Raw genomic sequence first — 26,503 nt, 5'->3', positions numbered from 1 at the left:
AATATGACGCATCTCAACGATCCTGCATCAAAAGGATCCGGCATTAAATCCACCAATAAATCCACGATTAAATCCACCGTTCCACAATGCAAGCAATGCGGCGTCGGAATGATAGAAGTCCTGATTGCGCTCCTGATCTCTGCATTTGGCTTGCTCGGCTTAGCCGGTTTAGAAGTGATCTCACTGAAATACCAAACGGTCGCGCACTTCCGCTCGCTGGCAAGCCAGACCAGCGCCGATATGGCAGACAGGATACGTGCTAACGTGAATGCCGCTCAGGACGGCCATTATTTCACGCAGGATTCCTACCCCTTAAACACGCTACCGATCAAGCAATGCATGGCAACTATCGACCCGTGTAATGCGCAAGAGATTGCAGCAGCTGACCTGTACCACTGGCGCAACGATCTCCAAAAAATAGCGGGCGGTTGGGGCAACGTCACTGGCGATGTCACCAACGGAATGATCTTGACCGTGTACTTTTATGAGCCTGATATTGCGGGCGGCGGCGCTAAAGGGATTAAGTGCGAAGGTGCGGGTAAATTATCGATACGCTGTTTTAAAACGGTGTTTCTACCATGAGCAGACAACCGATCTTCCACGCGCGACAACTGGTAGGGATGCCAGCGATAATAACGAATGCAGCAATTGCAGCGATGATTCAATTAATGATGGAGCCACCCATTAAATCCACCTCTCCGGCTAATCAACGATTATTCAGACCTACAACTCGGCTGTCCGGCCACTCAAACCTGGGACTGGCATACAGGCAAGAAACTGGGTTCTCGCTAATTGAACTGATGGTAGCGCTGGCACTTGGTTTGGCGCTGATAGTCGTCGTCACCAGCCTGTTCTTTAGCACGCAACTCAGTGCACGACTTAACTTCGACAACGGCAACATGCAAGAGGACGGGTACGTCGCCATGACCACTATTGGCCGTAATTTGATGCAAGCCGGTTATGGCAATATGCTGACCACGACCACTACCGATTTTGGTGGCGTCGGATTCAAGGCATGTCAGAAAGGCTTCAAGATGCCACTGACCACTGACTTGACCTGCAAGGCCCATGGTCTTCCTGAGTTTCTTGTTAGTTATGTCGTAGACCGTCCAAAGGATGCTAAAGATTATAACAATGCCGATTGCAACAATTTCTTCCCGCTGGCTGAAAAAGTAGAAGGTTCTAAACCCCTTATTGTGACCAACCGCTTTTTTCTGCAGAGAAATTTCGGCGAGGATTCCCCTTCTTTATATTGTCAGGGCAACGGCGAGGTACCCGCGGGCGAGGATGGCGCGCAGCCGATCATGGGTAACGTTATCGATATGGGTTTCACCTTTGGCGTTGATACCAAGGGCCAATACGCACCGACAACGTTTTATACCAATACGGATCAGGTTCAAGCGTTACCCGTTTCGGCTGGCAACAAGACCAACTGGGATCAGGTCATCAGCGTCAAAGTCTGCCTGGAGGCACATAGCACCAACCTTATCACTACGCGCGATCAAACCTTCACTGATTGCCACAATGTGCGCAAGACGGTCAACGACAAAAGACTCTACCGCACCTTCACCCGCACGTTTGCGTTGCGCAATCACGCACAGCCGACTTTGATGGAAGCTAAAAATGAAAACCCGCAATGATCGAGTGCAACAACGCGGTTGCGGTGCGCTCTGGGGACCACCTTGTGGCTTCTTTTATGGCCCGTTTTACAGGGCTGGTCACGTCGTTGACTGCGGCAGCAACAATATTTCTACTTTTGATCTAACCGGCACACCGACAACGGCTCGGGCATCGCAACAAAATAAGCCAGCGCCGAAAAAAGAAGTCGAAACCAAACGATTACCATCCGAAGCTGGCCTTGTATTGCCGATGGTAATGATTTTTTTGGCGGTAATGACATTTATCGGCGTGACCGTCATACGCAACGTCACCTCAGGCGAAAAAATGGCGGGCAATGCACATAGTCAGCAGATGGCGTTTCAGGCTGCCGAGATGGCGCTGCGAATATGTGAACTTGACTTGCAAACCCACATCAGGGCAGGCACCACCAGCGAATATATACACAGTGAATTTGTTCCAATACCCATTAAGCCGGAAGGCGTAAAAACGGCACCCGCCTGCAAGGCCATGGATATCTCGGATCGTTTGGTACTTGGCCCGACTGAAGTCAGCAAGGATGAAAATCTTCATGTCTATCAAGTGACCGCCCGCGGCACCGGACCTACCGACCTGACGGTCGTCATGCTGCAAAGTTCGCTGCGCTTTAAAATATAAGGAAACAGGACAGGATGCTACGACCACTCTTACCACCCCGACCAGCCGTCACCCTATTAAACCTGAGCGTAAGAAATGCAACCCGATCAAGTGCCACGCGATCAGCTCCACCTTATATCTCTCCGCATGTATTCGCCCACGCGTCGATCACGTCCGCGGGAACTAGCGACAGGTTCACACGCGAACTTACAACGCCGCATAAGATCACAGGCTTTCTGGCGCTAAGTTGTCTAATCATGCTCGTATTAGCCAGTGAGGTTAAGGCAGAGATCGCCCAGTCCCCATTATTTTTACCACAGCACCCGCCACCCAATATCATGTTTATTTTGGACAACTCTGGTTCGATGAAATACAACACTGTGACGGGTCAGGATGCGGATAGTGAATACACGTCCGCAAAAAACAACGTAAAAAATTACGGCGCGGAGGGTTGTGGACGTTTGGATTACTGCTCTCCATACGCTCAAAAAAATCAGGCCGCTTTTTATTCCAGTCGCTGGAACCGTATTTATTATGATCCTTCGATTCGCTATAAACCGGGCCTTGACGCCGCTGGAAAACTGATGCCGAACGCCAGTACAATCGACACCAGAGCCAATGCCTACAATCCAAAATCGGCCATAATTCATCCACGTGCGATCTGCAAAGTAAAAGCTAATAAAAAATTTACACTGCCGCTATACGATCCCAGTACTTACGAAACTATTAATAACTGCAAACGGAACGGTGACACGGAGATTGCGCAGTACGCCTTTTATTACACACTGGCGAAGTCGCAAACGCCAAATGGTAGCAAAGCGCAGGACCTGTTATACGAGCGGTGGGATATTCTTCCCAGTAACAGGTCATATCCCGCTGATGTAAATCGTACCGATTGTGGCATCGGGTTGATAGGGTGCTCGTACGAGCAAGAGCTACAAAACTTTGCCAACTGGTTTTCTTATTATCGGTCACGCGAATTACTGACCAAAACCGTGCTCGGTATTGCTTTTTCCGAGCTTAATGGCAACGCACGGGTGGGATTTTCAACCATTAATGGAACGGACGAAAATTTTATTCCGGTGGCCCCCTTTGTCAGCGCCCAACGGCAAAAATGGTACGACCAGCTGTACGGCACCGCCATGATTGGCGCGACGCCGCTTATCGCAGCGTTAGACAACGTCGGACAATATTACAGCGGTCACGAGGTACATGATTTTCCCAAAGGAATTCCCGACCCGATTAAACTGCAATGTCAGGCTAACTATGCAATTCTTGCAACCGACGGTCAATGGAATGTAACTCGATCGACCATCGCTAATTGGGATAAGAACGTGATGGCCTTGCCCGAAGACATTGCATTTGATCCGGTATCGGGGACGCCGCTGACGGCATTTGATCCGTGGCCTGCGCCGTATCACGAAGGACCAAAAAAGTCGAAAAGCTCGCTCGCGGACACCGCAATGAAATACTGGGCAACCGATGTCGGGTCGCGGCTAGGAAAAAGCACAGCTGGATTAATCAGTCCCAATGAATACGACCCGGCGACCTGGCAACACATGGTCACACACACCATCGCTCTGGGTGCCGATGGCGAACTAAAGTATCAATCCGATTATCGAACCGCGACTACCGGTGACTTTCCAGAAATAAAAAGTGGGAAGAAAAACTGGCCGTTTCCTGTCAAGAACAGCCAATCTGCGGCAGACGACGTGTGGCACGCAGCGGTCAATGGTCATGGCACATACTTTAGTGCTCTAAATCCGCAGGATTTAAAAAGTGGATTTTTGGCGATGCTCAAAGAAATTCGTCAACAAAATGCTGCCGGTTCCAGCATCGCCTACAGCGGCAACTCGCTAAGCGGAAACGCCCTGACCTATCTGCCCAGCTTTGAGACAGAAAAATGGACCGGCCATCTAAAAGCATATAGCTTAAAAGACGGTAAGCCAGATCTTTTTAAATGGGATGCGGCAGACCTGATACCTGATTCGAAATCGCGCAATATTGTCACGTGGAGCGCGGAGGGAGGCCAAAAATTCCTGCAACCCAGCCTTAGCGCAGCGCAGATGGTGTATCTAAAATCATCCGAAATCGTGGATTACCTGCGTGGAAACGATGAAAAAGAAAATAAAAATGGTGGTCCATATCGGAATCGCGCAAACAAGCTCGGCAATATCGTTAACTCTTCACCGCTGTTTGTCAGCAGGACCAATTTCGGTTATGCGATGCCATCGGATGACAAGCATGGCGGTGCTTCCTATGCAGCGTTTCTTCAGAAAAAATCCTCGCCGCAGCGTCCGGCGATGTTATATGTCGGGGCTAACGATGGAATGTTGCACGCTTTTAATGCAACAAGCGGCGTAGAGACATTTGCTTTTGTTCCTTATTCCGTTTATCCCCATTTGTATGCGTTAAGCCAACCGGAATACCAGCATCATTATTTTGTAGATGGCCCGTTGACTGAGGCAGATGCTTATATTAATTTCCAATGGAAGAACATTTTATTAGGCAGCACAGGTGCCGGATCAAAGGCAGTGTTTGCGATTGATATCACCGATCCTGCCACTATGGGTACCGCAAATATTTTATGGGAACGCAGCGCAGAAAACGACACAAATGACTTCGCCGACATGGGACACGTGTTGGGAACAGCCAGCGTGGCCCGCCTGACCAACGGCCAATGGGCAGCGATATACGGCAATGGCTATGACAGTATCGGAGGCAAGGCTTTGTTGTATATCGTCGATCTCGCCAGCGGTAACTTGATACGCGCACTCAACATCGAAGTCGGCAGCGTAGATAAGCCTAATGGCCTGTCTGCACCCGGCTTATTATTCAACAATAAGCGTGAACTAATCGCCGCGTATGCAGGCGACCTTCAGGGTAATTTATGGAAGTTCGACCTGCAATCGGCCACGGTTACCGACTGGCATTCCAAGAAGCTATTCACCGCCACAACCAAGTCCGCCAAAGTAGCACCGATTGTGCAGCAACCATTGCTGGCCCCGCATCCCACCGGCGGTTACATGGTGATATTTGGCACCGGTAAGTATCTTGAATTCCGGGATAAAGCCGATTTGGACATACACGCTTTATACGGTGTCTGGGACAAACCCGGTGAAACCCAACCAAAACAACGTAAACATTTGCAGCCACAAACACTTACGCCCTTATACAAAGATAACGTAATCATAGGACGCACGTTAACGAATAATACCGTCGACTGGACCACGCAGAACGGCTGGTACATTGACATGCTGAACAATGGTGAGCGTTTTGTTGGTCGCCTGCGCATTATAGAAATTACGGTGTTGCTATCGACCACGCTGGCACCGGCGGCTAACGCCTGTAGCGGTGACGGAACATCATTCACGATGGCGACCGATTTTCTCATTGGTGGCGTGGCAAAAAACTTTGTCTTTATCGGTGCTGACGGCAAACCCATCACCGATAGTAACGGCAACAACGCCAGTTCTATCGAGACCGGGGGTACCTCCTCTGAAGGTGTCAGTATTCCCGGTATAGCCACCGACTGTCTGACAATTAATCAACTCGATGGAACCACAAAATGCATCCCCTACAAAGCCTCATCGGAAACAATGCGACGCTGGCGGCAATTGTCCGTCCCCGCAGTGATCCGCCGTCGGGATTAGTCGGCGTGACGAGGCGTAGCAATGACGTTGAGAAGTCACTATAAATTTCACAGAAAGTAGGCTATGCGACCAGAAAAAACACCAAGGCAAGATGGATTTACGATTGTGGAACTAATGATCGTGGTCGCGATAATTAGTATTCTTACTGCGATTGCGTTGCCCAATTACAGGCAATACGTCCAGCGCAGTGAGCGTACAGGAGCGATCATCGCGTTAATGAAGGCCAGTAACTGGCTGGAACAACAGTTCACCATTAACAACAGCTACATGAACGGCTCGGCGAATTTGGCACTACCGATTGAACTTAGCAGATCGCCGGAATCAGGTGAACAGAAATATCAGTTGACGATCTTCAGGGCTAGCGATACCGACTATGTACTTCACGCTAGTCCGACCGATCCTGATTCTGACGACGAATGCGGTAGCTTTACGCTCGACCAATCCGGCAAGCGAAACCTAGTCAACAAGTATCCCGGAAATGGTGACCTCATTGTAGAGTGTTGGGGCGCAGGTGGATCGAGTGACTAGCATTGCAGCGGCAAGGATTAAGGCTTGGTTTTGTCGCAATGCTTTTCAAAAAATGCAAGTCATGGTTTAAAACGCAAATCTTCGCCGTAACTTTCTAAAGCGTCAACGATTATCGAATTGCCAAGGGTATGCATGATAACTGGCCGACATCAGGCGGCGGTCCAGCAGCGTCCGCACGAGTACACATCAAATTACTTCTTTTTCAACCCCAGCAACGCGTATAAAATAATCGCTCCAAAGGTTGCGGTACCGATACCGCCCAACGCAAACTGTCCCAACTTGAGGGTAAAATCCCCTGCTCCTAACACCAACGTTACAGCGGCCACGATCAAGTTGCGGTTATCGGAAAAATCAACTTTATTTTCGACCCAGATACGCGCACCGGAAACGGCTATCAATCCAAATACGACGATCGATACACCGCCGAGGACAGCGGAAGGAATCGTTTGGATGACGGCGCCAAACTTGGGTGAAAATCCCAATATCAATGCGATCACGGCAGCGACCACAAACACCAGCGTCGAATAGATTTTGGTCACGGCCATGACGCCGATATTTTCTGCATAGGTGGTGACACCGGTCCCGCCGACACTGCCCGAGACGATAGTGGCGAGACCGTCGCCGACGAAGGCACGTCCCATGTATTTATCCAGATTTTGACCGGTCATGGCGCTGACGGCTTTTATATGCCCCAGATTTTCGGCGACCAGAATCACTGCAATCGGCGCCAGCAACGCCATCGCGCTCAGTTTGAAAACCGGCGCTGCAAAATGCGGAATCCCAAACCATGCAGCCTGCGCGACGATAGAAAAATCAATCGGTTTACCCATGCCGGCACCATTGGTCAGCAGTGCATAAATCACATAGGCCAGCATTAGACCGACCAGAATCAGTAAGCGCTGCAACATGCCACGTCCGAATACGGCAACGATCCCGACACAGATGACCGTGCCCAATGCCATCCAGGCATCAAAGCTGTTGTCGCTCACACTTTTGACTGCAATCGGCGCAAGATTTAACCCGATCACGGCGACCACTGCACCGGTGACGACTGGCGGCATCAACTTTTCAATCCAGCGGGTACCGACCGCCATGACGACGAACCCGATGAGCGTGTAGACCACCCCGCAAGCGATGATGCCACCCAGCGCCACGCCCAGATTGGCGTTATGACCAGTGCCGCCGTAACCGCTGACAGCAATCACCAAACCGATGAAAGAGAAGCTGGACCCAAGATAACTGGGAACCCGACCCGCGACCAATACAAAAAATAACAATGTCCCTATTCCAGACATGAATATCGCCAGATTCGGATCGAATCCCATTAGCAACGGTGCCAGAACTGTCGAGCCAAACATTGCCACCACATGCTGCACACCCATCGCAAAAGTCTGCGGCCCGGGCAGACGTTCGTCGGTGCCGATTACCTGCGCCTGACCGTTAGCCGCAGCAGCGCGCAGGCGCCATTTTGGGAAATAAGAACTCGCCATATATTTTTTCCTGAAAGCCCGGATTGCTACGATATTTTGTCGCTGTAATTTTCGGCAAAAACCGTAATATTTCGGAGGATTTATTAGAATTTTGATTGGACGTAGTGTACGAAGACAACTACGAAATAACAATCGATAGTCGTCGCTCTGCTAAAAATAGTTTCTCACGATCATGCCGAAGGGGATGAGCATCGCCACCACGCGAAAAACGCCGCGCTGGATCGTAATCCCGAAGATGCCCCAAAGCGGTGCAGCGCAATGCCGCCATCGATAAAATAATTCTCCCGGCGATGGAAGTCTCTGAGACGCTCCGCTGCCCGCTTCCTGCGTTTTGATACGGCCTCCGTCATTGGCAAAAAAGGCCCACTTGCAACGCGTTTAGCAAATCCCCTGTAGGCTACGCTTGCTTTACTAACAACTTCATAAGTTGGACCACGAGGCCCAAAAATTCTAATAGTTATCGGCCTTAAGTTGCCTAAACCATTTTTTGAATCCATCTAAATAAATAAATCACCTTATTCCCGGAGTTATTTGTGAAATCCCTTTTCATTCGTCATGCCCATGCATCAACAACACGCAAGATGCTCAGCGGTGCTGTGCTCTTGTTACTCGCCTCACCAGTAATCGCAGCTGATCAGACCACTCCTGAAAAAAATGTGAATGAAAAAATCGTCGATACGATGACCGTTTTGGCGAAAGGCCCGTACACAGGATTTCGCGCCAATCACGCCAAAGGAATAGTCGTCACCGGCACCTTCACGCCTTCGGCCGCCGCGCCAACGCTGAGCAAAGCGGCGCATTTCCAGAGCGCCGTACCGGTGACGGTGCGCTTCTCTGATCCGACGGGTGTTCCGACGCTACCGGATGCATCGCCAAACGCCAGCCCGCACGGTATCGCGATTCGCTTCCAGTTGCCCGATGGCGGAATTACTGACATTGTCAGTATCTCGTTCAATGGATTTCCAGTTGCCAATCCTGAAGACTTTCTAGCGCTCCTGACAGCCGTTTCAAGCACCAAACCGGACTCGCCAAAGCCGACCCCGGTCGAACAATTTTTGGCAACGCATCCTGCTGCAAAGAGATTTGTCATCGCGCCGAAGCCAGCACCGGTCAGTTTTGGGACCTTAAGCTTTTACGGCGTGAATGCATTTAAGTTCACCAATGCAAAAGGGGAAAGCCAATATGCGCGGTATCGCATAGAACCTCTGGCGGGCAATCAATCGCTGAACGAGGAACAACTGGCAAAAGCGGCGCCGAATTATTTAATGGATGAATTACCGACGCGTCTGGAGAAGGCACCCGTCACATTCCGCATCAGCGCGCAACTTGCCGCCCCTGGCGACGTGACCGATGACGGTACAGTTATCTGGCCGGATAATCGGCCTCAGATAGAGCTAGGCGTTCTGTCGCTAACCACCATGGCGGCTGACAGTCTGGCGATCCAGAAGACGCTGGCGTTTAATCCGCTATTATTGGTCGATGGCATTGCCCCGTCGGCGGATCCAATTCTGCTGGCGCGTCCGCTTGCGTATAGTGTTAGCGTCAGACGGCGCCTCTCGGGAAACTAAGACAATCTTTTCATCCAGCTCGAGATTAATATTGGTTATTAATACCAGTTATTAATACCGGTCATTCATATTGGAATGCGGATCGTTGAAAGCGCATCACTGAAAAAAAACCGGACTAATCGTCCGGTTTCTTCCCTCCTGCTCCCCTGCGTGGCAATCCAACCCGATACTCCCATCAAGGAAATACGGGAATATGAGACTCCACACCGCCAAATTTTGCTTCGGGATGTCGTTTTTCAATCAAATCCTCGATCATCCGCACTTTTTTGAACGGTACGTCCACCAGCAACAAGACTTTACCATTAGCGATATCCTTCTGGAAATTTTCTAGTCGCGAGTTCGGCAGCGCCGCGGCCGCCATACCCGACATCCAGCCGCCAAGGATAATACCGGCAATCGTGGTCACTACTATAGCGAGCATATTAAGATGTACCCAGTCGGGGGGAAAGTAAACCAGCCAGATACCGCCCAGGAACCCCATCACGCCGCCCATCATCATGCCGTTTTGCGCACCGTGCGTCAGATCGGTTTTATGCCAGATATTGGCGTCGGGCATATCTTCTGGCAGCGCACCTTCCGCCGCCCAAAAATGCATGTGCCGGATTTCTATACGGGCCAATAGCAATTCATCCAGCATACCGCGCGCACTGACAACGTCCGGTAACATGAAATAAAGTCTTTGTCGGGCTAACATAACGGTCTCCTTCAAGGATGACAGAATATGTTTACAGCATAGGCAATGGGAAGCTAATAGACAAATTTTATGTGGGGCAATATGCGTTTACGCACTAAAACGGGGCATTATTATCGAGGTTAAAGTCCCAGGTCGGTATTGCGTCCTATTCGAATATTCGCTGAGCGCAAAAAGAAACGCCTGTTCAGAAATTTTTGCCCGCATCCGCTATAAGCGTAGCCATGGACGTGCCATGCAATTCGCTGCCGTTATTTAGAGAATGAATGACACTCGCACGATTTTCCGCAGGCTGATTCTGACTAACTTTCCACTTGCCAATCAAGCGCGTGATAACGATTTCAATCCCCACAATCGCCATAATCATTTTTTCTGTGTATTCACGCGGCGCGTCGTCTACCATCCAAGGCGCCGGACGACCGTCCTCGTTATGAGCGGTGAGTTGCTCCAGATGCGTCCGTAGCCAAACGGCGTCATCCATTACACGCAAAGTACCGTAGGCATGCGTGACGGCATAATTCCAGGTCGGAACTACTTTGCCATGCTGTTTTTTGGTCGCGTACCAGGTGGGTGAAATATAACTTTCAGGGCCATTAAATACAGCCACCACCTCAACCTCTTTCTGGTAATCGCGCCAGAGCGGATTGGCCCTGGCCACATGCCCGCACAAGGTGCCGAGAGGCCTCGGCTGATCCGATAATAACAATGGAATATGATTGACCTCAATACCAGCGGCGGTCATCGTGATCAGCGTCGCCAAAGGATGCGAGCGGATGAGGTCGTGCATCACGTCAATCCGCGGTTGCTCGAAGTGCTTAGGCAGATACATGGATACTCGTCGGTTAGAGGATGGAGCGATTTCCGTCGTTAAGTATCAGACGAAGGCTATTTCCGATATTCTATACGGCTGTGGTTGAATTGACGCTTACTTACTTGGCTTCCGAAGCTAGGTAACTTACTTAATGATGGCATTTTTCACATAAACATGCCCATCACTTCTTAAAAGGACTCATCATGGCCGATCTTTCTGCATTTCCTATCACTAAAAAATGGCCAGCCAAGCACCCTAACAGAATCCAACTGTACTCTCTGCCTACGCCAAATGGCGTAAAGGCGTCGATTATGCTGGAAGAAACCGGCCTGGCGTACGAAGCACATCTGGTCAACTTTGACACCAGCGATCAGATGTCGCCGGAGTTTCTTTCTCTTAATCCGAACAACAAGATTCCCGCCATCCTCGATCCGAACGGCCCTGATGGCGCGCCGATAGCGCTATTTGAATCCGGCGCAATTTTGCTCTATCTGGCCGACAAGTCTGGCAAGTTCTTACCGACCGACGCCGCTGGTCGTTACGAGACTATCCAGTGGCTGATGTTTCAGATCGGCGGCATCGGTCCGATGTTTGGACAACTTGGCTTCTTTAATAAGTTTGCGGGCAAAGACTATGAAGATAAGCGCCCGCGTGATCGTTACGTCGCAGAATCACGGCGCTTGTTAGATGTGCTGAATCGCCGTCTGGCGGGGCGCAACTGGATTATGGGCGACGACTATACAATCGCCGATATCGCAATCTTTCCCTGGGTACGCAATCTGATCGGCTTTTATGAGGCGGGCGACATTGTGGGATTCAGAGACTTTCCCCATATCACGCGCGTCCTGGATCTTTTTATTGCACGTCCTGCAGTCGCCCGAGGCCTTGTCATCCCTAAGCGGACCTAAGCTGTCAAGAACCTGAAGACTTCTGGAACAGGCGCAGTGTTGCTCTCTGCGCCCCGCGTCGACATACAAGCTACCTCAGCTGATTACGTCTTTATGCGCCAGTCGAGGTAGAGTGGGTAAAAGGCGGGCAAACCTCGCCATACCGCAAATAGCCGCATAGCATGTATTCAACAAATCAGCACACAGCGCCATATCGCCCCGCGCCCCGCCGGCTGACGGAGTTACTCAAAAACGTTAGCCAATTTATCCGGCAAAGGGACGTTAAGCCATTTTTTGACGATCGCGTTGAGTTCACCTGATTTTTTGGCTTTAGTCAGGACCTCATTGACCTTTGCCATCAGCGCGGGTTCGCCTTTATTCAGGCCGACCAGACACCTGGATTCCTGAATGACGTATTTCATGAACGGTTTGTGTTTTGGATCCTTTTCGCCAATGGTGATTGCCACAAAATCGCCGGTCCCGATTAACCGCACCTGTCCCGAAACATAGGCTGAGATCAGCGTATTGTTGTCTTCATAGCGCTTCATGACAGTGCTTTTAGGAACGGTGTCCGATAACAAAGTATCCTCAAACGTTCCGCGTGCGACCCCCACCGTCTGGTTGGCGAGGTCCGCCGCGCTCGCCACTTTGAGGTCGGCTGCGCCATACAGACTATTGTTAAAAGGGGCATAAGGTTGCGAGAAGCTGATGACTTTTTCACGCTCCGCATTTTTGCCCAGAGAAGATACCACAACGTCCGCCTTATGCGTCTGCAAATAGGCCATCCGATTCGCGCTGCCGACAGGAATCAATTCGGCCTTCACCCCCATTCCTTTGGCGAGCAATTTTGCGACATCGATGTCCAATCCTTGCAGTTGCATATCAGATGTCACCGAGCCGTATGGCGGAAAATCCTGAGGAACCGCGATGCGCAAAGTACCCGATTTTTGAATATCGGCCAATGCATCGGCATGCGCAATCTGCGCTGACATCACGACCACAGACAGCGACGACAGCAACAACATTTTTTTTAATTTCATTGTAAACCCCGGTAATGAACAGTGGAAACACAACGTATTGTGGCTGCTATGCGATGCATTTTTAGCCGCATTTTATGATGCAACATCCATGCCAACTTTACCGCAGAGTGCGCTATTTTTGTAGAAACCAGTCAATGAACGGATCAGGCCTACCAACGATACGCGCCGCTTTTTGCAAGGTGATGGCGTCCAGGTTTGCAAAACGCTTGGCTGTTGCGTACTTTGGCTCGGACAATGTGACGCAGATCTTCCAAACTTCACCAAAAATGCGACAATCTGGTTTCTTATTAGTACTTACTGTGTGCGCCTGCGTAGCACACTTGCAAACTTGTTAGCGGAGTAAGCATGCTAACGCGCTGTGCACAATGTAAGAACGTGCTTTACGCGCAGCAGTGATAGCGAGCGCGTACACCCGGTATAAGTACTATTTTTAATCACCCGACACATGGAGACCACATGATTCTTGAACTCGCCGACATTCGTATTCAACCCGGTAAACAGGCTGAATTTGACGTAGCGATCCAACGCGGCATCGCTGAAGCAATCAGCACTGCGAAAGGCTTTTCCGGCTTTACGATACAGAAAGGGATTGATACACCAGAGCGTTACATCCTGATGATTTATTGGGAGACACTAGAAAACCACACCGTCGATTTTCGTGAATCTGCGGCGTTTGCCGTATGGCGTGGAATAGTGGGGCCATTTTTTGCTGCACCGCCAACAGTCGAGCATTTCTCGCTGTTGGCAAAATCAAACTAACATCCTAACGTAATCGTCACGCTGGATTAAAGATATACGCACTCCACCGTGACGATCAGCCTTCGTCTATTTTAAAACTGCAAAATACGCGACTACGATCTCAGTGCGCAAAGAGTCTTTACGGACGGAGCCGACTGATGTACTGATCTTTCCGGCAGATAACGTAGGTAGCTTTAACTTAGGTGGTTTTAAGTTAGTCAGATTTTTTTCAGGACACGTGTCCCGATCTTAATTCACATGCGTATTCAACGGCATAATGCATCAAGGGACAATGAATTAATAGCCCTTCATCCATGCGGCTGACTGTACTGTTTCACGATCCATTTGGCGAATACGATATTCAAGGTCGTATAAATCGGCGGCTTCGGACAAATACGCTTCTTTGCGCGCGGCTTCCGACAATTCGTATGCGTTACCAATGCGTTTGAAGAACGCCGTGACGCTGCTAAATAACCCAGATGAATGTGCTTCCTGATTAGAACTAATGGTCAATGTTGACATGATATTTTCCTATTACAATAATTACCGCAAACGGCCTACATTTGTTGCGGCGCATCATCACAATAGCGTTTACAGCGAATTTTACCAATTTCAAATCCCCATAGCAGTTATCATCTATGTGAATTCCGGGGGCATAGCGGACTATTTTCCATGCTGCAAATAAACTCCCCGATTGTTGCAGAACTAGAATATTTACTTTATTTAGACTCGGTAGCGCACTACGCGGCCACCCCTGCAAAAACGCTAATATGCGCATTGGTGGCATTTCGGCATTAAAGATTGTGCAATAGATGTCCTACCCCATAATTATTGAGCAATTTTCACGGAACATTAATGAGTCCAACCTTAATTCCGACTCCCCCTGCTTAATCTGAACGCCTTCTAAAAATCATGAAATGGCGAGACCTACCCGGCAGGATTATAAAATTAGCGGGATGCGTGACTGCTTCCCCTTCTGACCGGTCCTGAGCAAAAAGCTCAGGCCGGTCCCGCTGAATTGGCTATACCGATAAAACCGTTAAGCTACGTTCACTTCGATCCTGCGCGGTTTGGCCTGTTCCAGTTTGGGCAAATGGAGCGTCAGCACGCCGTCGTTGATGGAGGCGGCGATTTGCGACGCGTCCAGTTCGTGACTTAAAGTAAAAGTGCGTTTGTATTGCGCAGCTCTGGTCTCGACATATACTGGTTGTATATTTTCAGCCTCATTGAGCGTCACGGTCCCTTCAATGATGAGCATGTCGGCGTCAACCCGGATCGCGAGGTTTTCTTTTGTGACGCCGGGCAAGTCAGCCAACAACGTAATCCCGTTCTCGTCCTCAATAATGTCCACGAGGGGAAGGTAGGTTTCTCCGGCGTTGCTAGCGTCATTGCTACCGTCGTTGCTACTTGCCTCCAGCTCCGCTAATTCCTGTTTGCTATTCATTTTTTGAACCCTCCTCTCCACGTAAGTAGTGTTTTAACTGACGTTATTAACTTCGATGCGACGTGGCTTCCTCGATTCGCGCTTAGGTACTACGACACGCAAAATCCCATTCTTATATGTGGCGGATACATTTTCAGAATCCACGTCCTCGGGTAGGCTCAGCACCCGCTTAAATTCCCCTGTGAAGCGTTCGCTCGCATAGACATTTAGTTTCTCTTGCTTTTCGGAGGGTACGGCGCTTTTGCGCGATCCTGCAATAATAAGTAACCCCTTATCGACCGAGACCTCCAGTTGCGAAGGATCAATTCCCGGAGCAAGGGCATAAATCTCCACTGCGGCGTCGGTGGTTCCCATATTGATTGAAGGGAACGCACCCCGCCTTACGGCACGTATGCTCGATGGCGATCCTACCGTCCCCAATAACTGTTCAAATTGACGGCGAATATCGCCAAATTCAGCCAAAAATCCCCCGGGAAGACGGATTGATGATGAGAACATGATTTACGACTCCTTTCATGAGTAAGATTGACCTACGAAAAGACCGCGTTGCATGTGGCAGTATCTTCGACCTTTCGGGAGATTTTTCCACCGACCCAAGCGCAATACTTTCTCCCTGAACTCAATATAGGACCACGCTAAAGCAGTTTCAAGACCGTTAGTTTCTTCAATTCCTGCATGCTGAGAGTCGTCTGGAACGACGATAGGTCAGCCTCCATTCGCTGCAGGACCGCAGCGGACCCTGTAGGCGTGCTAGACAGATTAGAGAGGCAATTAATCTCCAATGTCATATCTTGCGACCGACACAATTCCGGGATAAAGTGCTTCTGTCTGCCTTAATGATTTATCTATCGCTCTAAGCCGCGCTTGTAATAGACCCTTCTCTGTAATCAGGATTTTTGCTTGCGCGTATTCGGGGACGCATCGAAAATCTATCTTGGCTTTTAAATTTTTGCACAAAAGCGGGTTCACTGATGTCATGACAATCTCCTTTTCGCGTTGGCTAAAGTTGCTTTATAAATATCTTATCAAATAATATTGGCAGATTCAAGAATGCCAGCGTACCAGTTCGTCAGGCACCCATTGATGGTCTGATATACATCTGCGCAGAGAGGGAAAATTCTACCGTTAAGGCAACGCTGAGTGCATCCGTCGGATGAGAAGGCGGATGATCCCCGCCACGATAAAAATCACGCAGATCACGCGAAGATCACGCGATGGCACGTCGGTCTCATGTAAGCAGCGAGACGCAGCGTTCACGATCACGACACGCTGCTGCGCCGATTTTCATGCGCCCGGCCCTGCCATTAACGGTCACCCTTAACGGTTTTGAAATTGTTGACAGGCGGTTTATCTGCTGGTTAAATAGTGCCAGAACACAAGAGCAGAAAAACAATGGCGACACCATTTTCACCACTTCACCGAAGAGAAATTAGAGTTATTTACCGATGAGTGAATTCAGTTACCTATGGCACGATTACGAAACATTTGGCGCGCAACCGCGACGTGACCGGCCCGCGCAATTTGCCGCCATCCGTACCGATGCGGAGCTCAATGAGATCGGTGCGCCGATCATGCTCTATTGCAAACCCGCGCCCGATTTCTTGCCGGATCCCCAGTCTTGCCTTATTACGCATATCACGCCGCAGCAATGCCTGGAGCGTGGCGTGCCTGAATATCAATTCGCTGCCGAAATCGAACGTGCCTTCTCGCAACAGGGCACGATTGGCGTTGGTTACAACACCATCCGGTTTGACGATGAAATTACCCGCTTTATGTTTTGGCGTAATTTGATCGATCCGTATGCGCGTGAGTGGCAAAACAATTGTGGTCGCTGGGACATCCTCGACGTCGTACGCACCGCATATGCATTGCGTCCAGAAGGCATTCATTGGCCGACCAATGACGAAGGACGCCCTAGTTTTCGGCTGGAGCACCTGACCGCCGCCAATGGCCTTGGTCACGAGGCAGCGCATGACGCGTTGTCCGACGTGCGCGCCACGATCGCGTTGGCAAGATTGATCCGTCAGCATCAACCCAAGTTATTCGACTTCTGTCTGGGCTTGCATAAAAAAGACCGCGTCGCCGCTGAATTGGGACTGGTTACTAAAAAACCATTTTTACATATTTCGGGCATGTTCCCTGCCGAACAGGGTTGTGTGGCGCTGATGTGGCCTTTGGGCGTACATCCGACTAATAAGAACGAAATACTCGCATGGAATCTGGCTTTCGATCCAACCGAATTATTTAGTCTGGACCCAGAAACCGTGCGGTCCCGCTTGTTCAGTAAGTCCGCCGATTTACCGGAAGGCGTGACCCGCTTGCCATTAAAGTCGATTCACATGAACAAGTCGCCAATGGTTATCGGCAACCTCAAAACCTTGTCACCGGAGATGGCAGTCAAATGGGGCATTGATCGTGAACTTGCACTGAAACACAGCGATATCGCAGCACAGGCACCAGACTTGACCGCCCTATGGAGGCAAGTATTTGAACGTCCCGCTGCTGGTCCTACCGATGTCGACGAGGATTTGTACGGTGGCTTTATCGGTAACGGCGACCGTCGAAAACTGGACGACTGTCGTACTATGTCTCCACAAAAGCTTAGCACTTCCGTCCCTAATTTTGACGATAAGCGCCTGGAAGAATTACTGTTCCGCTATCGCGCTCGTAACTTCCCCGAAACCTTATCGGAAGAAGAAAGCCAGCGCTGGGAAGAGCATCGCGCGGCGAAGCTGTTCGATGGCGAGGGCGGCGCGCGCAACGTTGATGACTTCTTTGCGTCCATTGATGCGTTGTCAGAGACAGCGGATGAGCGCGGCGAGGAAATTCTGGGCGAATTGTACGACTATGTGGAAATGATCGCGCCTGAGCGGAACTGAGCAATTGTGCGGCCATCGTTAAGGTGGTCGCAAGACTGTACTTTGTGGCACCTACGAACCTCCCGGCTGCAGTCGTTGGCTGCATCAATGAGTTGCATTCGTCATCAATATCCATCGTCTTTATTCATCGTCTACAAACCATCCAGCATCCAGTCAGCCGCCATGTTAGCGACGCTGCTTATCCAGATATTCCGGTTGAAACATGCACATCCTGATCGCGTCACGATATTCACCATTAACGAAAAACTCACTGCGCAGTTCACTCTCCAATGTGAAGCCGCATTTGTCGTAGATATGAATCGCTTTGTGGTTTTCTTTATCGACGTATAGATAAAGCTTGTAAAGATTGAGTACGCAAAATGCATATTCGATCGCCAGTCGTGATGCCAGTTCTGCGTATCCTTTACCCTGCGCGACCGGTGCCACGATGATTTGGAATTCGGCGCGGCGGTGGATGTAATTGATTTCAACCAATTCAACCAGACCGACCATTTCACCGGCGTCACTTTCTAAAATAAATCGCCGTTCGCCCTGGTCATGAACGTGTTGATCGTATAACTGCACCAATTCAACATAAGCTTCATAAGGCTCTTCAAACCAGTACCGCATGATATGGCTATTGTTATCGAGTTGATGAACGAAATGCAGATCGTTCCGTTCCAGAGGACGTAATCTGACGCCGGGTTTAGTCAAGGTGGTCATAATAAATTTCTATTCAATTCCGTTATTGTTGCTGATCATGTTGCTAAAATTTTTGGTAATTCGTCTGTTAAGTAGGTTAATGAGCGGCAAAAAAAACCAAACGCCGCCAGGCGAAGATTAAGTAAACTCCCACTTAGGACTTACGCAAAGCCGTCCCGGCAAGGCGTGCCGACGCAGACAGCACGCGAGTGCGGCAAGGACAGCGCAACGCCGCTGGGACGGTTTTGCGTAAGTCCTAAAAGTGCGGCAAGGAAAGCACAACGCCGCTGGGGCGGTTTTGCGTAAGTCCGTCACCGGTGATACTGCTGAAGTTGGACTAGCTGATGTCTTTTTTGCCTTGCCTCCAGTCGGCCCAAATCCTGCGGAAAATCGTCTACCTGGACGCTGATATCCACACAATGCGCATATTCCGTCATTAGCTGCTGTTCTTCCACTGTAATAAATCCCCCCGCCAGCGCCGCCTCTATCCAGTGCTGCATGTCGATAAGACTTTGAGGTAATGGGGCAAGTTGGCCTTCTTTGATCGCTGGCTTCAGACGGGCTTCAATTGCATTTACCTCGGGAATCAGCTTGAACGCCAGTTCACCATAAGCCATCGATGCCTGGGTATGATCGGGTAAGTAGATGTCGGCGATCAAGCGGTCACGACTAGGGCCATCCGTCTGCATCGCACGCGCTACGGTACTCTCCAGCGCGTCTGATGGCTGACGGTAAGATCGCCCAAAGGGAAACGCTGACAGGCGCAATAAAAAAGCCATTGCGCGACCTGGATAGTTGGCTAATATTGCAAAATATGCCTCTTGCGCCTGATGCAAGGCGTCCTCAATAGCCCAGAACACAAACGGCAAATCGTCCTTTTGACGACCCTCGTCTTCATAGCGCTTTAGTACACTTGATATCAAATATAGTTGTGACAAAATGTCGCCAAGTCGGGCAGAAACCCTCTCCCGAAATTTAAGCGAGCCTCCAAATACGAACATCGATACATCGCTAAGTAGCGCAAACGCGGTCGACATACGATTCACTGCCCGATAAAAATGGCGCAGCTCGGCGGGTGCCGCCTTAGGTGCCGCCAGCCACGTACCCGCCGAAATACCACCCAGCAAGGTTCTGGCGAAATTGGAAAAAATAAAGCTCACGTGCCCGAAAAATGCGGTGTCAAAATCCTGCAGCGCCTTACTCTCATTCTCTTCCCCAGCGGCGGTTATTTCCTGCCACACATAAGGATGGCAGCGGATGGCACCCTGGCCAAATATAATCAGGCAGCGCGTCAGGATATTAGCGCCCTCGACAGTGATCGCAATCGGTACTTGTTGATAGGTGCGCGCCAGAAAATTGTTCGGCCCCATGCAGATGCCTTTGCCGCCGAGAATATCCATGCCCGCGTTTACAATTACACGACCGCGTTCGGTCACGTGATATTTGGAGATCGCTGAAATCACCGATGGCTTCTCGCCGCTATCAACAGCCATGGCCGATAATCTGCGCGTAGCATCGATCAAATATAAATTACCGCCCATGGATGCCAGCATTTCATGGATGCCTTCGAATTTTCCGATCGGCATTTTGAATTGATTCCGCATTGCCGCATAGGCGCTGGTGCCGCGCACTGCCGTCTTGGAATATCCCACCGTTGACGACGGCAGTGAAATCGCCCGCCCTGCAGCCAGACATTCCATCAGCATGCGCCAGCCTTTACCTACCTGCGCGCGTCCTCCGATAACCCAGTCCAGCGGAATGAACACGTCCTTGCCCGAAGTTGGCCCATTCTGAAATGTGGCGTCCAGCGGCCGGTGACGGCGGCCAATGACCACCCCCGGATGACTGGTAGGAATTAATGCGCAGGTAATACCCAGATCGCCGTCGTCATGGACTTCAAAGGTGCCATCGGAGGAAAGCAATCCCTCCGGATCAAATACACGAAATGCAAGGCCGAGTAACGTGGCAACGGGTCCCAGAGTGATGTAGCGTTTGTCCCATGTAACGCGGAACCCTAGGGTTTCTTTATTCTCATAGGTGCCAAGACACACTACCCCCACATCGGGAATCGCCGCTGCATCTGAGCCGGCATACGGGCCGGTCAGCGCAAAACAGGGGAGTTCAAGGCCTCCCGCCAAACGCGGTAAATAGTGGTCTTTTTGGGCGTCAGTGCCATATTGCAGCAATAATTCTGCAGGACCGAGCGAATTGGGTACCATCACAGAAATCGCCGCTGCGGAACAATGCGACGATAGCTTCATGATCACTTGCGAGTGCATATAGGCAGAGAAGGCTTTGCCACCATAATGTTTAGGTATGATCATGCCAAGAAATCCGTTGTCCTTGATAAACTTCCAGGCTTGCGGCGGCAAATCCTGCCAGATTTCAGTGGTTTCCCAATCAGTGATCAACGTACATAATTGCTGTACTTCGTTTTCCAGAAAGGCCTGCTCTTCTTCCGTTAAGGTCGGTGCCGCCAATGAAAACAGTGTGTGCCAATTCGGCTTGCCTGAAAACAATTCGGCGTCCCACCATGTCGTTCCTGCTTCAATTGCATCACGTTCGGTGCGCGACATGCGAGGCAGAATTTTTTTAAAAACTTGTAGAGCAGGCTCGGTCAATAACCGCATCCGCAACGGTTTAAGCGCGATGATCAATGCTGGCACGACCAATAGCAATATCAACAAAACAGTAGCTAAAAGCCCAATCCCAACATACTGAAAACCGGCTGCGATCCACAGCGCAATGGCGACCAGCCAAATTCCGGCGCTAACGCGTAAGGTCATCAATGCAATACTAACGATGACGAGCGCTGCGATCCAATAAACCATGCTTACTCCCTGTTAATGTTCAATAACTTGTCCCTTTGCGCAAATCGATAGCGATTTACTGAATTCATAGACATTGGTCACTTGCTAGTAGGCAAAGGTTCAACTAATTGAGGTATAAATCAGGAACGTTTGCGTATCCGTGCATCAAAGCAGTGCATATAAACAATTCTTCGAACATTTTTGGCTCTTATTCAACATTTGTTGACGCCTGCAGGTTAGCGATCAGCGTCCTTCGCAATCTTAAAAAAATATCAAAAAATAAATAAACTGTTGATATAACCATCCTAGATCGGCTCGCTGCGAGAGGCAAACAAGATTTGATGCTGCCTCACTTTTACGCCTTTTAGCGATTCTTCAGAAACCGGTTGGAAGGCAATCTCCTTCTCAGCAATGGTTACTTTTCTTCCGCATCTATCGGACGTTATTGCGTACTAAAGACCAGACCATTGACCAAAATGCTGTCATTTATGACAACTCGTTTGGTCCGTATTCCGCTAAAATTATCAAAATAAACTAACGGGAGCGCACCATGAAATGGGACGGAAATCGAGAAAGCGATAATGTCGAGGACCGGCGCGGCGATGAGAGCGGCGGCGGGGGTTTCGGTGGCAGGTCGATTGGCTTGGGCACCATCGTTATTGCGCTGGTAGCGTCCTACTTTTTCGGCGTGAATCCGATGACTGTCATCAACTTGCTTAGCGGCGGGGGCGCCGGACCGGCACTCCAAAGCCAGCAGCAAAGCCCCGCTCACGCGCCCCCGGCCAATGACCACACGGCAAAATTCGTTGCTACGGTGTTGGCCGATACGGAAGACGTGTGGACCGAAATTTTTCGTTCCGGCGGGAAAAGCTACAGCGTACCCAAATTAGTACTTTTTTCGGGCGCAACGCCTACTGCCTGCGGCACAGGGCAAACCGCTTCGGGACCTTTCTATTGTCCGGAAGATAAAAAAGTGTATATCGATCTGACTTTTTTTCAGATGATGAAACAGCGCTTTAACGTCTCGGGCGATTTCGCCCAAGCTTACGTGATTGCGCACGAAGTCGGCCACCACGTTCAAAATCTGCTGGGCATCATGGCGAAAGTCGACAAAGTGCGCCGCCAATCTAGCCCAACACAAGCGAACGCCCTATCCGTAAAACTGGAATTACAGGCCGACTGCCTGGCCGGAGTCTGGGCCTTCCATGCCAACAAAGCCCGCAATATTCTGGAACAAGGCGATGTCGAGACGGCATTGAATGCGGCCAATGCTATCGGCGACGATGCCCTGCAGCAAAAAGCCCAGGGACACATCGTGCCTGATTCCTTCACGCACGGCACCTCAGCGCAACGCGTGCGCTGGTTCAAGCAAGGCATCGCTAACGGTCAGGTTGCATCCTGTAATACGTTTGACGCACAAATGCTGTAACCTGCCGGAACCTCGACGGTTGCTATCGCAAAAGCATCGCAGCAAAAGCCCATTACGTGTCCCGATCAAGCGTAGTAAGCGTTACTTTTAAGCGTTACTTTTAAGCGATTACTTTTGCGACGATGCCGCAACTGCGACGGACGACAATCGCGTCAAGCTTTTTAATTTACTGGAATATGTATGCAACAACTTGAATTTAATATCGACGGCGAATACGTCGAACTGAACCAGCTACTTAAGCTGACCGGCGTGTGCGACAGCGGCGGCGCGGGCAAAGCGATCGTTGCCAGCGGTGCCGTATCGGTCAATGGCAAAGTTGAACTCCGCAAAACCTGTAAGATTCGTGCTGGCCAGATCGTCACTCTGGGCGATGTCAAAATCCGGGTGCTGGCCGCTGACCCCGCCTCCGAGTAAAGTACAGCCGAGACGGCTAATCGCCGCTATCGTTATAGCCATACTGCGTAGAAAACAGGATAAAGATGATGACTAAACGACGGCGCGGTCAGGCGGTTTTTGGTGCAACGCCTGCGCAAATGCCCCTACCGCAGCGCCCGCAACAATCGCAATCCATTAAATACCACCAGCAAACTGGCACCCATATCGGCAAATACAGCCATCCATAAGGTTGCCTCGCCGCTTAATGCAAGGACCAAAAATATTGCCTTGATGCCAAGTGCCAGAACAATATTTTGCATCAAGACATTATGCGTTTTTTTGCTGAGACGGATGAAGTCCGGAATCTTCCGCAAATCATCATCCATCAGCGCGACATCGGCGGTTTCTAACGCAGTGTCGGTCCCGGCGGCCCCCATGGCAAACCCAATGTTCGCCTTGGCCAGCGCAGGCGCATCATTAATACCATCCCCCACCATACCAACGTAACCATGGCGTCGGACCAGCTCGTTGATAGCGTTCAACTTATCCTCCGGCAGCAAGTTGCCGCGGGCATCCGTGATGCCGACTTTGGCACCAATCGCCTGGGCCGTGTGCGGGTTGTCGCCGGTTAATATCAATGCCGTAATGCCCATTGCGCGCAATTGCGCAATCGCCTCTACACTGGTGTCGCGGACGGTGTCTGCAACTGCCAGAATCAATAATGGCGCGGTCGCAGAACACAGCACGATGGTGGTTTTTCCCTGCACCTCCAGAGCTTCCAGTTGGGCCTCCAGTGCGGCACTGCAAATAGCCATATCGTGGACCATCCGGTGATTGCCCAAATAAAAAAGCTGACCATTAATGCGGCCCTTTACGCCCAACCCGGTCAGTGCGGCAAAATCGCTGACATCGATCAAACCGGCGGCGTCATTGTTAGTAGGCTCAGCACTTTGCCCCCTATTTGCACGCCAATGTACCCCGACTGCCGTTGAGACCGGATGATCCGAACGATGTGACAAACTGGCCGCAAGGCGTCTGTAACCCATCAGGCGGGCGACTTCTATCGGATCTTCCGGTTGCACTAACTGAATATCGGTAACTGCAGGTTTTCCGATAGTCAGGGTACCCGTTTTATCCAGCGCCAGCGCCGTGATCTTGCGCCCCATTTCCAGATAAACCCCGCCTTTGATCAGCAGACCATGTTTAGCCGCCGCCGCAAGTCCGCTGACCACCGTCACCGGGGTAGAAATAACTAATGCACAAGGGCAGGCAATCACCAGCAACACCAGCGCTTTATACAGCCATGGATAAAACCCGGTGCCGAGCACCAATGGCGGCAATACCGCCACCAGCACTGCCATCAGGACTACCGCCGGAATGTAATACTGCGCAAACTGATCGACAAAGCGTTGCGTGGGCGCACGCTGACCCTGCGCTTGTTGCACGCTTTTGATAATGCGTGACAACGTAGAATTAGCCTGAAGGGCAGTCACTCTATAGTCAAAAGCGCCGCGTTCGTTGATTGTACCGGCGAACACCTGATCGCCAGGCTGCTTGACTACCGGCATACTCTCGCCGGTAATCGGTGCCTGATTAATCGTGGTTTGACCATCCATGACGATCCCATCCAGCGGCACCCGTTCACCCGGTCTGACCCGCACCAGCGCCGCCATAACCACCTGTGCTGTGACGACCTCAATCCACTCACCAGAGGCGGCCTGTACCGTCGCCCGATCGGGTGCCATCGCCATCAGGCCTTTGATTGCGTTGCGGGCGCGGTCTAATGACAGCGCCTCAATCATTTCAGCTAGCGCAAACAGAAAAATCACCACCGCCGCTTCGGGCCATTGACCGATTATCGCCGCACCGATCACGGCCAGCGACATCAAAAAGTTCATGTTTAGCGATAGGTTTTTAAGCGCAATCCAGCCCTTTTTTAAAGTATCCAGACCGCCCGTCAATATCGCCAGCAACGCCAATCCAATGACCAGCCATGAGGTTTCATTGCCGTCAGTCCAGGCGACTACCTCGGAGCCTATCGCGGCAACCCCGGAAACCGCCATCAACAGCCACTTGCTACGCGCAATTTTGAACACGCCATCGCCCAATTCAGCGCTCAGTCCTGCGGTGCCGGTGAGCGTATCGGACTTCAGGGCGGGGTCAAGGTCAAGCGCTTTCAGGGAGCTAATGATGGTCGCCACCGAATCCAGATGATGCTGGACCGTCAACTCTCGCTGAATCAGGTTAAATTGCATCCCGACGATGCCTGCCATGCTTTTAAATCGATCACGAATCAACTTCTCCTCTGTGGGGCAATCCATCTTCTGAATCAGGAAGACCGCTTCAGCGCTGCCATTTGGCATCTGGGCACTCAGGAAAGGGACCGCGACTGGCGCTGGTCCATGCGCGTGCGAATGGCCATGATCGTGAGAGTCGTTACACGCATGATCGCCCTGTGCCTCATGGCTGTGCGCGTGCTCAGGTTTTTCGTCGTGCTTATGGTCGTGCTCACAACTTGCCATGCAGCTCTCCTTAATTGATTATTGAATCATCTTGCGTATTTAAAACCCTGTAGCTACTATAGAGTCAAGCGTTAGCTGTAAAAAAGGCTTTAAAGCGCCTTTTAGCCAATAAGAATGGAACATTCACAACCAGAGGAGAATAATCCATGACCACCACTACACTTAAAATCGGCGAATTATCAACTTTTGCGGGTTGTCCGATTGAAACCATTCGCTATTACGAAAAGGAGGGCTTACTGCCAGCGGCAGCACGGTCGCTTGGTAATTACCGACTGTACGGGCCGGGTCACGTCGAGCGGCTGCAATTTATCCGCCATTGCAGGTCACTGGATATGACGTTGGATGAAGTGCGGAGCTTGTTGCAATTTCGTGATCTTCCCGAAGAAAATTGCGAACAAGTCAATACGTTGCTGGATCATCATATCGAGCATGTAGCAAGTCGCATTGCTGAACTGAAAGCGCTGCAATCGCAGTTAAAAGTGTTGAGGAAACAATGCCATAGCGCTCAAGCGGCCAAGGATTGTGGAATTTTGCAGGGCTTGGCGGATATGAAGGATGAGGGAGTGGTTAATTTGGGGAGCCATGGGGGTGGGTGTCATTGAGGCCGGTCATCGATTGGCGTACAACGTAAAACGTGGCACCGTACCGCAAGATACGATGCCACGCTTAGGTCAAATTAATCCCAATTTGTCCAAATTGGTCCC

The 26,503-nt window shown here is 50.6% G+C and carries 23 protein-coding genes; 12 read left to right on the top strand and 11 right to left on the bottom strand.

Annotation, left to right across the window (positions count from 1 at the left end; translation table 11 throughout):
* Positions 1–3: 3 nt before the first annotated feature.
* The 5 genes from pilV to HAV38_RS13630 all read left to right on the top strand — a co-directional run bounded on the left by pilV (position 4) and on the right by HAV38_RS13630 (position 6,434).
* Positions 4–582, top strand: a complete 579-nt coding sequence (gene pilV, locus HAV38_RS13650) for a type IV pilus modification protein PilV (RefSeq protein ID WP_168055927.1) — start codon at positions 4–6, stop codon at positions 580–582.
* The gene (locus HAV38_RS13645) at positions 579–1,640 is read left to right on the top strand and encodes a PilW family protein (RefSeq protein ID WP_168055926.1); all 1,062 of its coding nucleotides are present in this window, start codon (positions 579–581) and stop codon (positions 1,638–1,640) included. The genes pilV and HAV38_RS13645 overlap by 4 nt, the downstream gene beginning before the upstream one ends.
* A complete protein-coding gene (locus HAV38_RS13640; protein WP_168055925.1) occupies positions 1,624–2,274 on the top strand; it encodes a pilus assembly PilX family protein in 651 nt (216 codons plus the stop codon). The genes HAV38_RS13645 and HAV38_RS13640 overlap by 17 nt, the downstream gene beginning before the upstream one ends.
* Before the next feature lie 236 nt (positions 2,275–2,510).
* Positions 2,511–5,906 carry a pilus assembly protein gene (locus HAV38_RS13635; protein ID WP_168055924.1) on the top strand — a complete coding sequence of 1,132 codons (3,396 nt, stop codon included), beginning with the start codon at positions 2,511–2,513 and terminating at the stop codon, positions 5,904–5,906.
* A gap of 63 nt (positions 5,907–5,969) precedes the next feature.
* A complete protein-coding gene (locus tag HAV38_RS13630) occupies positions 5,970–6,434 on the top strand; it encodes a type IV pilin protein (RefSeq protein WP_168056005.1) in 465 nt (154 codons plus the stop codon).
* A 191-nt stretch (positions 6,435–6,625) separates the two neighbouring features.
* Here the strand turns inward: HAV38_RS13630 and HAV38_RS13625 are convergent, their stop codons facing one another.
* Positions 6,626–7,924 (bottom strand): solute carrier family 23 protein, encoded by a 1,299-nt coding sequence (locus tag HAV38_RS13625; RefSeq protein WP_168055923.1) that lies wholly within the window; start codon positions 7,922–7,924, stop codon positions 6,626–6,628.
* A 533-nt stretch (positions 7,925–8,457) separates the two neighbouring features.
* Between HAV38_RS13625 and HAV38_RS13620 the strand changes: the two genes are divergently transcribed.
* On the top strand, positions 8,458–9,492 hold the full coding sequence (locus tag HAV38_RS13620; protein WP_245182355.1) for a catalase family peroxidase: 1,035 nt from the start codon (positions 8,458–8,460) through the stop codon (positions 9,490–9,492).
* Between the two features lie 175 nt (positions 9,493–9,667).
* On the opposite strand, the gene HAV38_RS13615 is transcribed toward HAV38_RS13620, so the two are convergent.
* Both HAV38_RS13615 and HAV38_RS13610 read right to left on the bottom strand, forming a co-directional pair.
* Complete coding sequence (locus HAV38_RS13615) at positions 9,668–10,186, bottom strand: DUF1269 domain-containing protein (RefSeq protein ID WP_168055922.1); 519 nt, start codon at positions 10,184–10,186, stop codon at positions 9,668–9,670.
* Positions 10,187–10,370: 184 nt separating this feature from the next.
* Complete coding sequence (locus tag HAV38_RS13610; RefSeq protein ID WP_168055921.1) at positions 10,371–11,012, bottom strand: FMN-binding negative transcriptional regulator; 642 nt, start codon at positions 11,010–11,012, stop codon at positions 10,371–10,373.
* Between the two features lie 185 nt (positions 11,013–11,197).
* On the opposite strand from HAV38_RS13610, the gene HAV38_RS13605 reads away from it, so the two are divergent.
* Positions 11,198–11,902 carry a glutathione S-transferase N-terminal domain-containing protein gene (locus HAV38_RS13605; RefSeq protein WP_168055920.1) on the top strand — a complete coding sequence of 235 codons (705 nt, stop codon included), beginning with the start codon at positions 11,198–11,200 and terminating at the stop codon, positions 11,900–11,902.
* Positions 11,903–12,123: 221 nt separating this feature from the next.
* Here the strand turns inward: HAV38_RS13605 and HAV38_RS13600 are convergent, their stop codons facing one another.
* Entirely contained in the window at positions 12,124–12,921 is a 798-nt protein-coding gene (locus HAV38_RS13600; RefSeq protein WP_168055919.1) for a transporter substrate-binding domain-containing protein, read from the bottom strand.
* Positions 12,922–13,377: 456 nt separating this feature from the next.
* Here HAV38_RS13600 and HAV38_RS13595 point away from each other — a divergent pair, with 456 nt between their 5' ends.
* Positions 13,378–13,680, top strand: coding sequence for an antibiotic biosynthesis monooxygenase family protein (locus tag HAV38_RS13595; protein ID WP_168055918.1), 303 nt, complete (start codon positions 13,378–13,380; stop codon positions 13,678–13,680).
* Positions 13,681–13,956: 276 nt separating this feature from the next.
* Here the strand turns inward: HAV38_RS13595 and HAV38_RS13590 are convergent, their stop codons facing one another.
* The 4 genes from HAV38_RS13590 to HAV38_RS13575 all read right to left on the bottom strand — a co-directional run bounded on the left by HAV38_RS13590 (position 13,957) and on the right by HAV38_RS13575 (position 16,081).
* A complete protein-coding gene (locus tag HAV38_RS13590) occupies positions 13,957–14,181 on the bottom strand; it encodes a DUF3563 family protein (protein ID WP_168055917.1) in 225 nt (74 codons plus the stop codon).
* A gap of 517 nt (positions 14,182–14,698) precedes the next feature.
* Positions 14,699–15,103, bottom strand: a complete 405-nt coding sequence (locus HAV38_RS13585) for an Hsp20/alpha crystallin family protein (protein ID WP_168055916.1) — start codon at positions 15,101–15,103, stop codon at positions 14,699–14,701.
* Positions 15,104–15,136: 33 nt separating this feature from the next.
* Positions 15,137–15,601, bottom strand: a complete 465-nt coding sequence (locus HAV38_RS13580) for an Hsp20/alpha crystallin family protein (RefSeq protein WP_168055915.1) — start codon at positions 15,599–15,601, stop codon at positions 15,137–15,139.
* Between the two features lie 273 nt (positions 15,602–15,874).
* A complete protein-coding gene (locus HAV38_RS13575) occupies positions 15,875–16,081 on the bottom strand; it encodes a hypothetical protein (protein ID WP_168055914.1) in 207 nt (68 codons plus the stop codon).
* A gap of 467 nt (positions 16,082–16,548) precedes the next feature.
* Here HAV38_RS13575 and sbcB point away from each other — a divergent pair, with 467 nt between their 5' ends.
* Positions 16,549–17,982, top strand: a complete 1,434-nt coding sequence (gene sbcB / locus HAV38_RS13570) for an exodeoxyribonuclease I (RefSeq protein ID WP_168055913.1) — start codon at positions 16,549–16,551, stop codon at positions 17,980–17,982.
* A gap of 165 nt (positions 17,983–18,147) precedes the next feature.
* On the opposite strand, the gene speG is transcribed toward sbcB, so the two are convergent.
* On the bottom strand, positions 18,148–18,684 hold the full coding sequence (speG, locus tag HAV38_RS13565) for a spermidine N1-acetyltransferase (protein WP_168055912.1): 537 nt from the start codon (positions 18,682–18,684) through the stop codon (positions 18,148–18,150).
* A 290-nt stretch (positions 18,685–18,974) separates the two neighbouring features.
* Complete coding sequence (locus tag HAV38_RS13560) at positions 18,975–21,494, bottom strand: acyl-CoA dehydrogenase (RefSeq protein ID WP_168055911.1); 2,520 nt, start codon at positions 21,492–21,494, stop codon at positions 18,975–18,977.
* Between the two features lie 529 nt (positions 21,495–22,023).
* On the opposite strand from HAV38_RS13560, the gene ypfJ reads away from it, so the two are divergent.
* Together ypfJ and HAV38_RS13550 are read left to right on the top strand one after the other, a co-directional pair.
* Positions 22,024–22,902 (top strand): KPN_02809 family neutral zinc metallopeptidase, encoded by an 879-nt coding sequence (ypfJ, locus tag HAV38_RS13555; protein WP_168055910.1) that lies wholly within the window; start codon positions 22,024–22,026, stop codon positions 22,900–22,902.
* Between the two features lie 180 nt (positions 22,903–23,082).
* Positions 23,083–23,316, top strand: coding sequence for an RNA-binding S4 domain-containing protein (locus tag HAV38_RS13550; protein ID WP_168055909.1), 234 nt, complete (start codon positions 23,083–23,085; stop codon positions 23,314–23,316).
* 125 nt (positions 23,317–23,441) lie between these two features.
* Here HAV38_RS13550 and HAV38_RS13545 read toward each other — a convergent pair whose 3' ends face one another.
* Positions 23,442–25,799: a heavy metal translocating P-type ATPase gene (locus HAV38_RS13545; protein ID WP_168055908.1), complete on the bottom strand. Its 2,358-nt coding sequence runs from the start codon at positions 25,797–25,799 to the stop codon at positions 23,442–23,444.
* A 146-nt stretch (positions 25,800–25,945) separates the two neighbouring features.
* On the opposite strand from HAV38_RS13545, the gene cadR reads away from it, so the two are divergent.
* A complete protein-coding gene (cadR, locus tag HAV38_RS13540; protein ID WP_168055907.1) occupies positions 25,946–26,401 on the top strand; it encodes a Cd(II)/Pb(II)-responsive transcriptional regulator in 456 nt (151 codons plus the stop codon).
* Positions 26,402–26,503 lie beyond the last annotated feature (102 nt).

The organism is Glaciimonas immobilis, assembly GCF_011947285.1.
In the GTDB taxonomy this organism is placed as follows: Bacteria; Pseudomonadota; Gammaproteobacteria; order Burkholderiales; family Burkholderiaceae_D; genus Glaciimonas; species Glaciimonas immobilis.
The sequence above is the reverse complement of the archived record's forward strand: the minus strand, read 5'-3'. Positions and strand labels throughout refer to the sequence as shown.

Bases quoted from the DNA above. Each gene is read 5' to 3' on its own strand.
- HAV38_RS13605 (WP_168055920.1), top strand. From the start codon at position 11,198: ATGGCCGATCTTTCTGCATTTCCTATCACTAAAAAATGGCCAGCCAAG.
- HAV38_RS13575 (WP_168055914.1), bottom strand. From the start codon at position 16,081: ATGACATCAGTGAACCCGCTTTTGTGCAAAAATTTAAAAGCCAAGATA.
- HAV38_RS13615 (WP_168055922.1), bottom strand. From the start codon at position 10,186: ATGTTAGCCCGACAAAGACTTTATTTCATGTTACCGGACGTTGTCAGT.
- sbcB (WP_168055913.1), top strand. From the start codon at position 16,549: ATGAGTGAATTCAGTTACCTATGGCACGATTACGAAACATTTGGCGCG.
- pilV (WP_168055927.1), top strand. From the start codon at position 4: ATGACGCATCTCAACGATCCTGCATCAAAAGGATCCGGCATTAAATCC.
- HAV38_RS13560 (WP_168055911.1), bottom strand. From the start codon at position 21,494: ATGGTTTATTGGATCGCAGCGCTCGTCATCGTTAGTATTGCATTGATG.
- cadR (WP_168055907.1), top strand. From the start codon at position 25,946: ATGACCACCACTACACTTAAAATCGGCGAATTATCAACTTTTGCGGGT.
- ypfJ (WP_168055910.1), top strand. From the start codon at position 22,024: ATGAAATGGGACGGAAATCGAGAAAGCGATAATGTCGAGGACCGGCGC.
- HAV38_RS13635 (WP_168055924.1), top strand. From the start codon at position 2,511: ATGCTCGTATTAGCCAGTGAGGTTAAGGCAGAGATCGCCCAGTCCCCA.
- HAV38_RS13625 (WP_168055923.1), bottom strand. From the start codon at position 7,924: ATGGCGAGTTCTTATTTCCCAAAATGGCGCCTGCGCGCTGCTGCGGCT.
- HAV38_RS13580 (WP_168055915.1), bottom strand. From the start codon at position 15,601: ATGTTCTCATCATCAATCCGTCTTCCCGGGGGATTTTTGGCTGAATTT.
- speG (WP_168055912.1), bottom strand. From the start codon at position 18,684: ATGACCACCTTGACTAAACCCGGCGTCAGATTACGTCCTCTGGAACGG.
- HAV38_RS13600 (WP_168055919.1), bottom strand. From the start codon at position 12,921: ATGAAATTAAAAAAAATGTTGTTGCTGTCGTCGCTGTCTGTGGTCGTG.
- HAV38_RS13610 (WP_168055921.1), bottom strand. From the start codon at position 11,012: ATGTATCTGCCTAAGCACTTCGAGCAACCGCGGATTGACGTGATGCAC.
- HAV38_RS13630 (WP_168056005.1), top strand. From the start codon at position 5,970: ATGCGACCAGAAAAAACACCAAGGCAAGATGGATTTACGATTGTGGAA.
- HAV38_RS13550 (WP_168055909.1), top strand. From the start codon at position 23,083: ATGCAACAACTTGAATTTAATATCGACGGCGAATACGTCGAACTGAAC.
- HAV38_RS13585 (WP_168055916.1), bottom strand. From the start codon at position 15,103: ATGAATAGCAAACAGGAATTAGCGGAGCTGGAGGCAAGTAGCAACGAC.
- HAV38_RS13590 (WP_168055917.1), bottom strand. From the start codon at position 14,181: ATGTCAACATTGACCATTAGTTCTAATCAGGAAGCACATTCATCTGGG.
- HAV38_RS13595 (WP_168055918.1), top strand. From the start codon at position 13,378: ATGATTCTTGAACTCGCCGACATTCGTATTCAACCCGGTAAACAGGCT.
- HAV38_RS13545 (WP_168055908.1), bottom strand. From the start codon at position 25,799: ATGGCAAGTTGTGAGCACGACCATAAGCACGACGAAAAACCTGAGCAC.
- HAV38_RS13640 (WP_168055925.1), top strand. From the start codon at position 1,624: ATGAAAACCCGCAATGATCGAGTGCAACAACGCGGTTGCGGTGCGCTC.
- HAV38_RS13645 (WP_168055926.1), top strand. From the start codon at position 579: ATGAGCAGACAACCGATCTTCCACGCGCGACAACTGGTAGGGATGCCA.